The organism is Ignisphaera sp. (assembly GCA_038735125.1).
In the GTDB taxonomy this organism is placed as follows: Archaea; Thermoproteota; Thermoprotei_A; order Sulfolobales; family Ignisphaeraceae; genus Ignisphaera.
The window spans coordinates 125,598-138,791 of the sequence record JAVYNU010000001.1 but is presented as its reverse complement, the minus strand read 5'-3'; the positions used below and the strand labels follow the sequence as shown (position 1 = coordinate 138,791).

The window sequence follows — 13,194 nt, the reverse complement described above, 5'->3', positions numbered from 1 at the left end:
AAAATATTGTGGTTTGCTTAATGTTGAACATATCCGAAACTTTCAAGCAAGATACAATGCCTATGTAAACTAATTATGTATGTAGCTAATGCAATATGTTAATCGTGTATAAACAGTTATTAATGCTTATTATATCGACTAGGCATCTATATATCTACGTAAAGTATGTGATGATGAATCCCCCGACTGCTCTTAGGTTGATAAATACTAATGATAGAAAGGACTACCCACTGAAGGCCCAAAATTAATTTTTTAACTCAGTTTTCTTATCATATTGTAAAGAAATTTGGTGAGATATAATCATGTCATTCATGCCTGCGGCAATGGGTTACGATAGAGCATTAACAATATTTTCGCCTGATGGAAAGCTCTACCAAGTCGAGTACGCTGCTGAGGCTGTCAGAAGAGGTTGGACATCACTAGGTATAAAGTCAGAGTATGGAGTTGTATTAATAGCTGAAAAAAGAAGAGTTGCACCGCTTCACAATGTAATGGATCTTGAAAAGGTTTTTATAGTCGATTCTCACATTGGGGCCACGTTCTCTGGGCTTGGACATGATGGAAGGGTCTTGATAGATTATGCAAGACTTTTAGCAGTAAGGCATAGACTAACATTTGATGAGCCAATAGATGTTGAACTTTTAGCTAGAACGATATGCGATATAAAACAGGCATATACGCAGCAAGGTGGTGTGAGACCTTTTGGGGTTTCCATAATATTTGGTGGGATTGATAGAAAGGGTATAGAACTCATCAAGACTGAGCCGAGTGGGCTGTATTTCAAGTACTATGGTGTTGCAGCAGGGGCGGGAGAGCAAACAGTTGCAAGCTATCTAGAAAAACACTATAACGCTAAGCTAAGTGTTGAGGAAATGATCATTCTGGGGCTAAGAGCATTGCGAGCGTCTCTTGAAGAGCCTTTAAAGGTTGAGAGGGTAGAGATTGGTGTAGCTGACATAAACTCAAAGACTTTTAGAAAACTTGGTCCAGAGGAAGTGCAAAGTTTTCTAGAAAAAGCGGGTGTAACTACGTGAGCAAAAAGGAATATGTGATTGCAAGGCTTGTTGTGAATGGAAAGAGATTTGAGGTTCTTGTAGACCCTGAAAAAGCTTATAGATTTAAAGAAGGGGAGAAAATAAGTATTGAGGAGGTCGTTGTAGGAGATTACATATATAAGGATGCAAAAAAAGGATTGAAAGCATCCCCATCAGAGCTTCAAGAGGTTTTCGGTACCGAGGATGTGTATAAAATATCTACTGAGATAGTTAAACATGGAGAACTTCAGCTAACAACAGAGCAGAGAAGAAAGCTATTGGAGATGAAAAGAAAACAGATAGTTTACCATATAGCCAAGTCAGCAATAGACCCAAAAACTAAGACCCCAATACCCCCCTCACGTATTGAAAAAGCCATGGAAGAGGCAAGGGTTAGTGTTGACCTCTATAAATCTGTTGAGGAGCAGGTTCCCGAAATAGTAAAGGCAATATCCAAGATTATTCCCATAAGAATTGCTAAGGCTCTTGTAGAAGTTTCTGTTCCAGCTGAATATGCCTCAAAAGTAGCTGGACAGATTATGAAGCTAGGAGAGGTTAAGAAGAGCAACTGGCTAGCAGATGGGTCTCTCATAGTCCAACTTGAAATACCTGCTGGTATGCAAAGCGAGCTTATAGACAAGGTAAACGAGCTTACAAAGGGTAGCGCATCTGTTAAGGTGCTTAATGTTGTCTAGCTCTATTCAGAGGACAATTAGGCTTCCAGGGGATCAGATAGTCTTAGACAAGAATGTTTCTGTTGAAGGCACGGGTATTGGAGTTTCACTATATAAATTGAATGAAAGCACATACATTGTTACAACAATATCTTTACAGGACATCGAAGAGAATGAAAAAAAGAAGATAAGGATAATTCCTTTGAAAGGGCGTTACATGCCAAAAGAGGGGGATATCGTAATAGGAATTGTATATGATGTAACCCTATCATCATGGCTAATCGATATAAAATCACCGTATCTAGCCACGTTAAATGCATCAGACTACATAGGAAAGCCCTTTAATCCTGCAACAGATAATATTCGAAAATATCTTGATGTAGGGGATGTCATCATAGCTAAAGTCGCTCAATTCGACAGAACAAGGCAACCAGTACTAACTGTTCAGGATAAAGGACTTGGTAAGGTTATTAATGGCTCTCTTGTCGAGATAGAGCCGAGTAAGATCGGTAGGGTTATAGGAAAGAAGAGGTCTATGTTATCAATGCTCATGGAACAAACAAAATGTGATTTTGTTGTTGGGGTGAATGGTAGGGTGTTGCTTAGATGCCCTGATGCAGAGTTAGAATATATCGCAATACTAGCTCTAAAGAAAATTGAGGTCGAGGCTCATACCGCAGGCTTGACTGAGAGAATAAAAGAGTTTATTATAAATGAGAAAGTAAAGAGAGGGTTGATAAAGTATGAAAGCTAATAAACCTCAGCTAATTATTGAAGGAAAAAGAATAGATGGTAGAGCGCCGTCAGATCTAAGACCGATAAAAATGGAGGTAGGAGTTCTAAGGAATGCTGACGGATCTGCAATAGTTGAAATAGGCAACACAAAGGTTCTAGCAGCTGTCTATGGACCTCGCGAGGTTGTTCCAAGGCATGAGGAGCAGGTTGATAGGGCTACAATAAGATGCCGATACAGGATGCTCTCATTTTCGACAATGGGCGAGAGAAAAAGTCCTGCGCCTAGTAGACGTGAAATAGAGCTTTCAAAAGTCATTAGAGAGGCCTTGGAACCCGCAATAATCAGTTCCCAATTCCCCAGAACAGCCATTGACATCTTTGTCGAGGTTCTAAATGCTGAAGGGGGTACTCGAACAGCAGGGATAACAGCAGCCTCTCTTGCTCTAGCAGATGCCGGGATACCTATGCTAGATCTTGTGGCTGCTGTTGCGGTGGGGAAAGTTGATGGGGTTATTGTTTTAGATCTAAATGAGGTTGAGGACATGTATGGCGAAGCAGACATGCCTGTTGCCGCTATGCCCTCAATCGGGAAAATAACCATGATTCAGCTAAATGGCGTTTTAACACCAGATGAATTCAAAAAAGCCTTGAAATTAGCTCTTGATGGTATAAACAAAATTTACAATTTGCAGAAAGAGACTTTGAAAAAGAAGTATGTTGAGGTGGAGGAGTAAAAAGGTGAGGTAAGCATGTCATCAACGCCTGAGACACCGATTATTCCAAAGATAAAGATGAATGCGATATTAAATGTGTTAGCAAAGGGCAATCATATTGATAAGAGGCCTTTGCTAAGCTATAGACAAATCGATGTTGCGAAGAATGTTTCTCCAAATGCAGATTCTTCTGTACTTGTTAAACTTGGCTATACGCAAATCTTGGCGGGGGTAAAGCTAGAGGTTGGTCAGCCGTTTCCAGATAATCCAGAGGAGGGTGTGCTGATAGTAAACGCGGAATACATTCCTGCGGCCTCACCCACTTTTGAACCAGGGCCGCCGGATGAAAATGCAATTGAACTTGCGAGAGTCATTGACAGGTCTATTAGAGAGCCAAAAGCCGTGGCACTCAATAAACTAGCTCTAATCCCTGGAAGAAAGGCATGGATCATATGGCTCGATATATACGTTCTAGATCACGATGGCAATCTTATCGATGCTGCTATGATTGCATCGATTCTTGCGCTTGCAAATACCAAAATACCTTACTATGAGGTTGACCAAGCAAGTGGTAACGTGAAAATTGATAGAAGCAAAGCTATTGGGCTACTACCAATGAATAAGCTTGTAGCTACTGTTACTGTATACAAGATAGGCGATGTATTAGTAGTTGATCCAACAGCTGAGGAGGAAGCACTTGCTAGTGCGAGTTTAGCTATAGCTGTAGGTGAGGATGGCAATATTGTTGGTATGCAGAAAAGGGGTTTGGGAGCATTCACAGAAAAAGAGTTGGAGCAGGCAATAGAAATTTCTCTTAATAAAGGAAAAGAATTGATAGAAACAATCAGAAAATTCATAACATAACTGCAGAATGAATGCTTTTATTTTCTCGGCAAAAACATTTTACTAAGAATATCAAATCAAGAGTATAGGTGCAAAGACAACATGGGTAGACTAAAAGTTGTTGGCATAGCAGGGAGATTTGGTGCTAGATATGGTTCAAGCTTGAGAAAGAAGTGGAAAGAGGTTATGGAAAGAAGATACGCAGAGTATCAGTGCCCGTATTGTGGAGCAACAACAACGTTTAGAAGAATAGCCTTTGGTATTTGGGAATGCCCCAAATGTAATAGCAAATGGGCTGGTGCTGCATATACCCCCTGGACAATAGAAAAATAAAGAATAACATTCATGCTCAAGGCACATACAATATAATGAGAAACACAAAGACTTTAATAACATCATCTCATAGACCAACAAGAAACACCAGACGATTCATTAAGGTGCTGTCTAGAATAGTACCAAATGCAATAAAAGTTAACAGAGGAAAGCTAACTTTCAAGCAGCTTGCTCTCCAAGCTATGGATATCAATGCAGACAATATACTGATTGTTAGGAATAAAAAAGGTAATCCAGGTTTTATAGATGTGTACAAAGTAGTTGCCTCAACAACGGAATTGTCAAAGTTATGCACATTAAGAATTTGCGGTTATTTCATAGACGATTCGTATAAGGGCTTACACCAAGTAAAAGCTTCCATACTTAAGAGAGGTAATATTCTACTAGAATCAGAGATTCCACCTGACCTGTTAGAATGTATCCTCAAGGCATTCAATATTAGTACATTTCAAAACATGCAAAAAATGTATGGAAATAACATATGTGTTAGTATAGAACCATTTAAAGCCAGAGATAGAACAGGTGTAAAAGTAGCTTTCATCAATTGTAACAACAATTCAATGTATGCATCAATCAGCGTATGTTTTTAAACCTAATGATCCGGGTTAATCAAAAGGTTATTTATACTTGATTAGAGAACATCGCAAGCAACAAATGTTTATGGAAATGTATTCAAAATAATGTATAGCAAAATCAAGTTAATGCAATTAAAAGGTCTTTTTAAGATATGAAGAAATACTCACAATTTCTTTTTCCCTATGATAATCATTGATGTTTTATAAACCAATTGGAGCTTGAACCATTACGAATGAATTTTGGGTGAGCAAATCAATATAGAGGTCTGGGCAAGGCTCTAACCTCCTTAGCAACTTCGCATATAGAGGGTATGTTTTCAAATAAGCATGGAAGAGGTCAGAACATAATGAGATGAGGTGATTCAAAAATTAATTATTTTTTAATAAATTGCAAATAAAATTTTGGCGGTGCATAAACTTGGTTTTCAGTACAAAAGCCAAGTTGATAATAAAACCTGAAAATAATTGCGATATTGTGAAGATACTTTATAATAGCATTTTCGCAGAGGTAGTTAGCCCTGCAAATATGGGCAGAATAAAGTCATTGATACAAATTGATGACTCTTGCTCCCTATATTTGGAGGTGAATGCTGATACTCTAAGTCACGCCCGGGCATTTGTGAATTCAATTCTGTATTTGATAAATGCTTCAATTGAAACTTTGAATATGCTCGAGAATTATAGATCGTAAAATTAATATATTCGAGCTATCAAAATTGGTATTACAAAAAATGTTAGGTGGTGCTTGAATTGGCTGAGACCTTGCCACCTGAGATACAACAACAAGTTGTTAAATATCAACAACTACAAGCTCAGTTAAATCAATTGCTAGCAGAGAAAAGTGTTATAGAGCAAGAACTTAGAGAGGTTAACAGAGCATTGGATGTTTTAAAGAATGTGTCAGACAATGTTGAAATGTATAGAAGTACTGGTCATCTGCTAATAAAAATTAGCAAGGCTGATGCAGAAAAGGAGCTGAATGAAAGGAAAGAGTTATTAGAATTGAGGCTAAAGACTCTTAATAGACAGGAGGCACTAATTAGGCAACAATTGAGTGAAGTACAGTCAAGGTTACAACAGTACGCTTCGTCACTTTACAAAAAACAGTAGCCCAAATATTTAGAGGCAATTAATTTTGTAATCGAGGCTAAAGATGAGAAAAGTAAAGTTACTTAATTTAGACCTAAACAAAATTGATTTCGAAGCATTATCGGAGCTTGCTATTACCATAGAAAATACCATTATTAATTACCTGAATACTGTATTAAGGTCTAGAGCAACAGATTATAACATCACAGTAGGCGTTGAACTTAATGATGTGCTAACGATTTCTATTGACATAGATACAAAGGCATATTTTATTAGTAAGCCAAGTCTAGAAGCAATATTAGATACAGCAACGAGGAAAGCTTTCGATGCAGCAGAGCAGTTTTTATCTAGGTTTAGATGTCATGAGGAAGATTATAGAGGATGCAAGGAGAGTTGCCATAATAACACATGTTAATGCTGATCCCGATGCACTTTCATCTGCTTGTGCACTATATAAATTGATCTATAGTCTCAATAATAATGCTTTCGTAGAGATTCTAGTGCCGGAGGGGATAGGACTTGAGTGTAAGCGTATTTACAAGCTTTGCCAAAGAATGAATACAATAATTGATGTGATTAAGAGACATCACCAACTAGAGAATAAAGAGCCATGCGATACCTGTATAATAGTGGATACGGCTTCATGGGAGCAGCTCAGAATAATCAAAAACTATGTTTTTCAGTGTAACAACATAATTGTTATTGACCATCATCAATATCAAGATATTCAAGTCTTAGATAAAAGCAAGAAGATATTGTTTTTTGGGGATGAACAATACTATAGTTCGACTGCAGAAATAGTTTTCGAAATGATTGTGAACTATAACCAAAGACTTGGTAACCTAAATGAACTTGCTACGATTCTTTTAGCAGGAATTTTGTGGGATACAAAGAGGTTTCAAAGGATAGCTAAAAATACTTTTCGTGTTGTAGCCAAGATGATTGATCTAGGGGCAGATTACGAAGAGGCTATGAAGCTTATAGCCGTTGAGAAACCACCATCAAATAGAATTGCAAGGATAAAGTGTATACTTAGGCATAGAGGCTTCAAGATAAGGATAAAGAATAGCGAGGTCTTTATTGCCATATCTAATGTCGGGGCATATGAATCAGATTGTGCATCGAGTCTGATATCAATAGGCTATGATATATCATTTGTTGTAACTGAAGATGAAGATCTAAAAGCGACAAGAGTTGTGTATAGGGGTAGAGATGAAGTTGTGAATGCATTAGATATTGATATCTATAACAACATTCTGAAAAAGTTAGTAGATGTTTATGGTGGTGGTGGGGGAGGGCATAAGGTGGCTGGTGGTGCTGTATTAAGAACATATAATGTTAAGCATGTGATTGAGCAGCTCATTAAGGTATTAAATAGCATAAGCGAGATAGGTATTCTAGAATTCGTTGAAGAGCGCAGCTGAGGTGGATGCAAATGGTTGTGGTATATGTTGATGAGCGGGAAAGGGGTTCGAGGGTACCTCAAATTCTGCTTAGCAAAGGCGTTACAGTTATGTTCAAATTTCTTTCTGTTGGTGATTATGTAATTTCTAATAGCATTGGCATAGAAAGAAAAACTGCTTCAGATTTTATAAGATCCTTAGTCGATGGAAGGCTATTTGACCAAGCTACAAGGCTTGTGAATGAGTTTGAGAAAGCCATCATGATAATAGAGGGCAGTCTGAAAGAGGCTGCAAAGCTATCCAATATCAGGAGAGGTGCTATTATTGGTGCATATATAACATTAGCTCTTGACGTCGGTATAATAACGCTTAGCTCTAGAGATGAGGAAGAAACAGCTGAGATAATTAAGAGAATTGCAGCAAGACAGGGGAAATCAAAGAATGCAATGATAAGCGTTAAAAAACCCTCTCAAAAACCCTTATCTTCTGATATAATGGAATGGCAATTATATATATTACAAGCATTTCCACATGTAGGCCCTAAAATAGCTGTGAGAATATTGGAGAAATTTGGATCCATATATAACTTTTGCACAGCATCGCCATCTGATTTAATGAAGATTGAGGGACTTAGCGAAAAAAGAGCTACCGAGATATACCAAGTGATACATGCTCTATACAAAGGTTTTAAGGATCAGAAGAAGGAACAGGGAAAATCAATTATGGACTATTTTTCAGAGAGTAAAACCAGTTAACCTACGGTGTAAAGCTTAATAAGTTCTGGCCAGCTATATTTAATGATATCAGGATATAAAAAATTAATAAGCCTTAGAATACATAAAGACTTGGATAGTGTAGGGTAATAAAAAATGAGGTTTGTGAAAAGCGTTGACCAAATATTAAAGATAATGAATAATCCAGAGCAGATTAGGAATGTGGGTATAATTGCGCATGTGGATCATGGAAAAACAACGACAACAGATAGCCTGCTAGCAGCAGCTGGGTTAATATCTCCTAGACTAGCTGGCCAACTTCTTGCAATGGACTTTCTGGATATTGAGCAAAAGAGGCAGATGACTGTCAAAGCTGCTAACATAAGCTTGTACCACGAATTTGAGGGAAGGCCCTACGTTATAAACCTAGTTGATACACCTGGTCATGTCGATTTCACTGGAAAGGTCACTAGAAGCCTTAGAATGATTGATGGAGCAATAGTTGTTGTCGATGCTGTAGAGGGGGTTATGACACAGACAGAGACAGTTCTTAGACAAGCATTAGAGGAGAGGGTAAGACCGTTGCTATTCATCAATAAGGTAGATAGATTGATAAAAGAGTTGAGAATGAAGCCAGATGATATTAAACAGAGGTTTGTAGAGATCATAAAGGAGGTAAACAATCTGATTGAGACATATGCAGAGCCTGAATTCAAAAAGAAGTGGATTTTAGATCCTGCACAAGGCATGGTGGCTTTTGGAAGCGCAAAAGATGCAATAGGGCTCACAGTTCCATTAAGCAAGAAGAAGGGTGTGAAAATAGATGATTTGATAGAGGTTTATTCAAGGGGAGATAAAGAAGGGTTGGAGGAACTCAAAAAGAAGATTCCACTTCACGAAGCACTTCTAGATATGGTTGTAAAATTTGTTCCTAATCCGAGAGAGGCGCAGGCATATAGAATACCGAAGATTTGGAGAGGAGATATAAACACCGATATTGGAAAGGCTATGATGACAGCTGATCCTGATGGCCCTGTAATATTCTTTGTTTGTGACATGCGTTGGGATCCACATGCAGGTTTTGTAGCAACCGGGAGGGTATTTTCAGGCACTATATACAATGGCCAAGAGCTCTATCTAATAAATGGTAGACTCGTTCAAAAGGTTCTGCAAGTAGGCATATACATGGGACCATATAGAGAGGTTGTTGATAGAATCCCAGCAGGCAACGTAGCTGCTGTACTAGGGCTTGATCAAGCGAGAGCAGGTGAAACTGTTGTTGACATAAAATTGAAAGATACCATGACACCTTTTGAGAGAATGAGGTACATATCAGAGCCTGTTGTCACAATGGCTGTCGAGCCTAAAAAGACAAGCGATTTAACAAAGCTCATCGATGCGCTAAAGAAGATGAGTATAGAGGATCCAAATCTTATTGTTAAAATAAATGAGGAGACAGGGGAATACTTGATTTCAGGTATGGGACATTTGCACCTTGAAATAGTGTTGACGCTCCTAAAAGAGAGATTTGGGTTAGATGTTGACACATCATCCCCAACAATAGTTTACAGAGAAACTGCTAGGGAGAAAAGCAAAGTTTTCGAGGGCAAGTCTCCAAATAAGCATAACAGGTTCTACATAAGCATAGAGCCATTAAATGAAGAGACTATAAAGCTTATACAAGAAGGTGTTATTACAGAGGATATGGATCCGCACAAAAGAGCTAGGATACTGAGGGATCAGGCTGGCTGGGATCATGATGAAGCGAGAAGGATATGGGCCATTGACGAAAACATAGATGTGTTTATCGACATGACATCAGGAATACAGTATCTTAGAGAAGTTAGAGATACTATTATACAAGGATTCAGATTAGCTATGAAAGAAGGGCCATTGGCAATGGAGCCTGTAAGGGGATTAAAAGTTATTCTACACGATGCTGTAATTCACGAAGACCCTGCACACAGAGGACCTGCGCAAATATATCCAGCAGTTAGAAACCCGATATATGCAGCTATATTAACATCAAGACCAACTCTACTAGAGCCTCTCCAGAAAATAGAGATAAAATTCCCAATGGATTATCTAGGGCCAATATCATCGGTTATAACAAAGAGAAGAGGCAGAATAATAAATGTTACCCACATGGTAGGCAACTTAGTTAAAATGTTGGCAGAAGTACCAGTTGCAGAATCGGCTGATCTAGCAAACGAGCTTAGAAGTGCAAGCGCTGGAAAAGCATTTTGGGGCACGGAGTTCAGTCGCTGGGCACCTGTACCAGACTCTATGTTACTCGATACTGTAAAGAAAATTAGACAGAGAAAGGGTCTAAAGCCAGAGCCTCCAAGCCCAGATGAATTCATATCACTATAGTGTCGTAGTAGCATGGGCAAAAATAGAATATTGTATTTTAGCAATGGAATCAAAAACATTGCTGAAGTATAATATTCTTGCACTCTCATAAAAAGCTTAGAGCAATAGAGTTAATTTTTCTCTGGCCGCTATTTCACAATGCATGAAAACCAAATTTAGGAAGTTTGTCCTATGAGTAGAGTTCATTAATATTGGTGGAAGTTGTCAAGCAAATCGGGTATAGTCAGCAACGGAGATACTATTAGAGAACTCAAAGCAATAGTTGTGCTGTAGAACTTGTTGAGGAAAATGCTAAGCAGCATGATCTCGATAATTAGGGTAAAAGGCCAAGGCACATAATATACCATGATAGTTTCAGGGAATGCTAAACACTATACCTTACCTTTATGTTTTTTAAGCATCAAAATTAGATGATAACTGTTAAAAATATTCTCAGTCGGTGAAAAGCTTAAAATTGCATTCGTGTAAGTATTTTTACAGCAAACCGATATGTGATGGGCCCGTAGCTCAGCCAGGTAGAGCGGCGGGCTCTTAACCCGTAGACCAAATGCTGGGCGGAGGTCCCGGGTTCGAATCCCGGCGGGCCCGCCACATTTAATTCACTTTAAGGATTTGCATTAGTGTTTGAGCTTCTATATTTCTCAACAAGTTCCCTTGCTTTATCGAATGTTATCTTACCCTCTCTTATCATTTCCTCTGCAACAAGTTCTATAAGTTCTCCTTGGGCTCCTGCCGCGATGGCCAAGTTTCTGGCATGGAGTTTCATATGCCCAGCTTGAATACCTGTAGTAACGAGTGCTCTTAGTGCGGCAAAGTTTTGTGCTAGACCAACGGCCGCCATGATTTCTGCCAACTCTTTTGCTGATCTAATTCCAAGGATCTTCAAGGCTATTTGAGCTATTGGATGGGTTTTCACAGAACCACCTATTGTACCAACTTGTAAAGGTATTTCTAAAACGCCTACGAGATAGCCTTGCGAATCTATGTCCCATGTACTAAGAGGCTTGTATATACCGTCTCTTGCAGCATAAGCATGGGCTCCAGCTTCAATTGCTCTGTGGTCTTGTGCGATTGCAAGGGCAACAGCTATTATCCCATTCATTATCCCTTTGTTGTGTGTTACAGCTCTGAAAACGTCTGCCTCAGCAATAGCGCTTGCATCAACTATTTTCTCTGCAACTTCTCTTCCACCGATTTTGTCCACATCTATTCTTACCCATGCCCTTGCAAGCCTGTAAATTGCATAGTTAGATACTATTTTCAGTCTTGCCTCTCCACCCGTGAGCTTTTCAAGATATGGTGCCACAGCTTCAGCCATTGTATTAACAGTGTTAGCACCCATAGCATCAACTACGTCAACCAGCAAGTGGACAACAACTACGGGACCTCTTCTAGTTTCAATGACCCTTACATTAACATCTTTAGCACCTCCACCGATACTCACAAGGGTTTTGTTGGTGGAATTGGCGAGTTCAAGTATTTCATCTTTTCTTCGCATAATCTCCATTGCTATAGTGCGTGGCGATGAAACTTTCATTAGATGTATCTGCCCTATCATCAACTGTTTGTCAGAGAGAGCCCTTATACCATCACCATCATTAGCTTCTCGAAGCATTCTAGCGGCGTTGCTTGCTGCAGCAACAACGCTTGGCTCTTCGATAACCATCGGAATCAGATAGTCCTTTCCATTAATCCTAAAGTTAGTGGCAATGGCAAAGGGATATGACATAGCACCCACAACATTCTCTATCATGGTATCGGCCAGCTTAGCTCCAAGGTTTCCAAAATTTCTCAGTAAATCGATTTCATCTTTGGTTAAACCGGCCCAGCTAGCAACAATATTTAATCTTTCATCTAGGGTAAGGTTATAAAAACCTGATATCCTGGATGTTCCTCTATGGCCTGAGCTCAATTAGATTTCACCAGGGTTGTAGTAAAATCTTCCATAGATTTAACTATTTATGCTAACAATAACTTAGTAGGCTCAATTCTTGATTACTCTACATGGGGATGTCTAAGAATATATCGATTATTGTGTTTAGTAATGCTTTTTCTGCAGTTAAAGGATCATCTGAGAACGAAACTATTAATGCATCTCCGATCCTAAGAGATAAGAATTCCTTGAGACATTTTAGAGTATGATATTTACTTTCATTCAAAGACTTGTCGGGGGGTATATATGTGAAATCCTCGACAAAAATTATTAATGCGGCCCTTGCTCCATAACCGACTAGTCTATCTCTAATAGCTACGATTCCATATTTATTAACCAACTCAATACCATTTTCTATTACAGCAATCCAAGAATAAGAACCTAGCTTCAAGTCTTTTGCTATAATCGACGAAACATTTTCTATTTTGCGAATAACCTTTCTTACTTTTGTAACAATGTTTTTGCCTTTCTCTGTAAGAAGACAGCCACCAACATTATCAATATTTATTAAATCATATTCTTTAAGCCTCTTAATCAAAGTTCGAGTAGAAGCAATACCTATACCTAACATCTTAGATAGTAGATTTCTACCCATAGGCTCTTTTTCATAAAGTAAGAGCAAGGCTTTTAGTACATGAGCAGGCTCGAAAAGGGGTTTAACACCTCTCCGACCAGAGGCAACATCATAGAAGATACTTTTTACACTCATTCTAATCCTCACAATATAGTCAATTATTTTCCACATTATTAAAAATTTATGAAATACTACAGATGAC

14 protein-coding genes and 1 tRNA gene are annotated in these 13,194 nt (G+C 38.6%); 13 read left to right on the top strand and 2 right to left on the bottom strand.

The window, feature by feature from the left end:
- Positions 1-302: 302 nt before the first annotated feature.
- The 13 genes from psmA (at position 303) to QW284_00740 (ending at position 11,076) form a co-directional block, all read left to right on the top strand.
- A complete protein-coding gene (gene psmA / locus QW284_00800; GenBank protein MEM0338215.1) occupies positions 303-1,034 on the top strand; it encodes an archaeal proteasome endopeptidase complex subunit alpha in 732 nt (243 codons plus the stop codon).
- A complete protein-coding gene (locus QW284_00795; GenBank protein ID MEM0338214.1) occupies positions 1,031-1,729 on the top strand; it encodes a ribosome assembly factor SBDS in 699 nt (232 codons plus the stop codon). The genes psmA and QW284_00795 overlap by 4 nt, the downstream gene beginning before the upstream one ends.
- Complete coding sequence (gene rrp4 / locus QW284_00790) at positions 1,719-2,462, top strand: exosome complex RNA-binding protein Rrp4 (GenBank protein ID MEM0338213.1); 744 nt, start codon at positions 1,719-1,721, stop codon at positions 2,460-2,462. The genes QW284_00795 and rrp4 overlap by 11 nt, the downstream gene beginning before the upstream one ends.
- Positions 2,452-3,177 (top strand): exosome complex exonuclease Rrp41, encoded by a 726-nt coding sequence (gene rrp41, locus QW284_00785; protein ID MEM0338212.1) that lies wholly within the window; start codon positions 2,452-2,454, stop codon positions 3,175-3,177. The genes rrp4 and rrp41 overlap by 11 nt, the downstream gene beginning before the upstream one ends.
- Before the next feature lie 15 nt (positions 3,178-3,192).
- Positions 3,193-4,020, top strand: coding sequence for an exosome complex protein Rrp42 (gene rrp42 / locus QW284_00780; protein ID MEM0338211.1), 828 nt, complete (start codon positions 3,193-3,195; stop codon positions 4,018-4,020).
- 81 nt (positions 4,021-4,101) lie between these two features.
- Positions 4,102-4,332: a 50S ribosomal protein L37ae gene (locus QW284_00775; protein MEM0338210.1), complete on the top strand. Its 231-nt coding sequence runs from the start codon at positions 4,102-4,104 to the stop codon at positions 4,330-4,332.
- Between the two features lie 35 nt (positions 4,333-4,367).
- Positions 4,368-4,922 carry a hypothetical protein gene (locus QW284_00770; protein ID MEM0338209.1) on the top strand — a complete coding sequence of 185 codons (555 nt, stop codon included), beginning with the start codon at positions 4,368-4,370 and terminating at the stop codon, positions 4,920-4,922.
- 735 nt (positions 4,923-5,657) lie between these two features.
- A complete protein-coding gene (locus tag QW284_00765; protein MEM0338208.1) occupies positions 5,658-6,017 on the top strand; it encodes a prefoldin subunit beta in 360 nt (119 codons plus the stop codon).
- 43 nt (positions 6,018-6,060) lie between these two features.
- On the top strand, positions 6,061-6,411 hold the full coding sequence (locus QW284_00760) for a DUF3194 domain-containing protein (protein ID MEM0338207.1): 351 nt from the start codon (positions 6,061-6,063) through the stop codon (positions 6,409-6,411).
- Complete coding sequence (locus QW284_00755) at positions 6,359-7,420, top strand: DHH family phosphoesterase (protein ID MEM0338206.1); 1,062 nt, start codon at positions 6,359-6,361, stop codon at positions 7,418-7,420. The genes QW284_00760 and QW284_00755 overlap by 53 nt, the downstream gene beginning before the upstream one ends.
- 11 nt (positions 7,421-7,431) lie before the next feature.
- Positions 7,432-8,154, top strand: coding sequence for an ERCC4 domain-containing protein (locus QW284_00750; GenBank protein ID MEM0338205.1), 723 nt, complete (start codon positions 7,432-7,434; stop codon positions 8,152-8,154).
- Positions 8,155-8,268: 114 nt separating this feature from the next.
- Positions 8,269-10,485, top strand: a complete 2,217-nt coding sequence (locus QW284_00745) for an elongation factor EF-2 (protein ID MEM0338204.1) — start codon at positions 8,269-8,271, stop codon at positions 10,483-10,485.
- Positions 10,486-10,981: 496 nt separating this feature from the next.
- Positions 10,982-11,076: transfer RNA gene (locus tag QW284_00740), tRNA-Lys, on the top strand.
- Positions 11,077-11,089: 13 nt separating this feature from the next.
- Here QW284_00740 and QW284_00735 read toward each other — a convergent pair.
- Complete coding sequence (locus QW284_00735) at positions 11,090-12,397, bottom strand: hydroxymethylglutaryl-CoA reductase, degradative (GenBank protein MEM0338203.1); 1,308 nt, start codon at positions 12,395-12,397, stop codon at positions 11,090-11,092.
- An 88-nt stretch (positions 12,398-12,485) separates the two neighbouring features.
- Entirely contained in the window at positions 12,486-13,127 is a 642-nt protein-coding gene (locus QW284_00730; GenBank protein ID MEM0338202.1) for a DUF4443 domain-containing protein, read from the bottom strand.
- Between the last annotated feature and the right edge of the window lie 67 nt (positions 13,128-13,194).

What these genes read in the sequence shown, in the direction of transcription:
- rrp41 (MEM0338212.1), top strand. Translation starts at nt 2,452, where the DNA reads ATGAAAGCTAATAAACCTCAGCTAATTATTGAAGGAAAAAGAATAGAT.
- QW284_00750 (MEM0338205.1), top strand. Translation starts at nt 7,432, where the DNA reads ATGGTTGTGGTATATGTTGATGAGCGGGAAAGGGGTTCGAGGGTACCT.
- QW284_00745 (MEM0338204.1), top strand. Translation starts at nt 8,269, where the DNA reads ATGAGGTTTGTGAAAAGCGTTGACCAAATATTAAAGATAATGAATAAT.
- QW284_00755 (MEM0338206.1), top strand. Translation starts at nt 6,359, where the DNA reads ATGAGGAAGATTATAGAGGATGCAAGGAGAGTTGCCATAATAACACAT.
- QW284_00730 (MEM0338202.1), bottom strand. Translation starts at nt 13,127, where the DNA reads ATGAGTGTAAAAAGTATCTTCTATGATGTTGCCTCTGGTCGGAGAGGT.
- psmA (MEM0338215.1), top strand. Translation starts at nt 303, where the DNA reads ATGTCATTCATGCCTGCGGCAATGGGTTACGATAGAGCATTAACAATA.
- QW284_00770 (MEM0338209.1), top strand. Translation starts at nt 4,368, where the DNA reads ATGAGAAACACAAAGACTTTAATAACATCATCTCATAGACCAACAAGA.
- QW284_00775 (MEM0338210.1), top strand. Translation starts at nt 4,102, where the DNA reads ATGGGTAGACTAAAAGTTGTTGGCATAGCAGGGAGATTTGGTGCTAGA.
- QW284_00760 (MEM0338207.1), top strand. Translation starts at nt 6,061, where the DNA reads ATGAGAAAAGTAAAGTTACTTAATTTAGACCTAAACAAAATTGATTTC.
- rrp4 (MEM0338213.1), top strand. Translation starts at nt 1,719, where the DNA reads ATGTTGTCTAGCTCTATTCAGAGGACAATTAGGCTTCCAGGGGATCAG.
- rrp42 (MEM0338211.1), top strand. Translation starts at nt 3,193, where the DNA reads ATGTCATCAACGCCTGAGACACCGATTATTCCAAAGATAAAGATGAAT.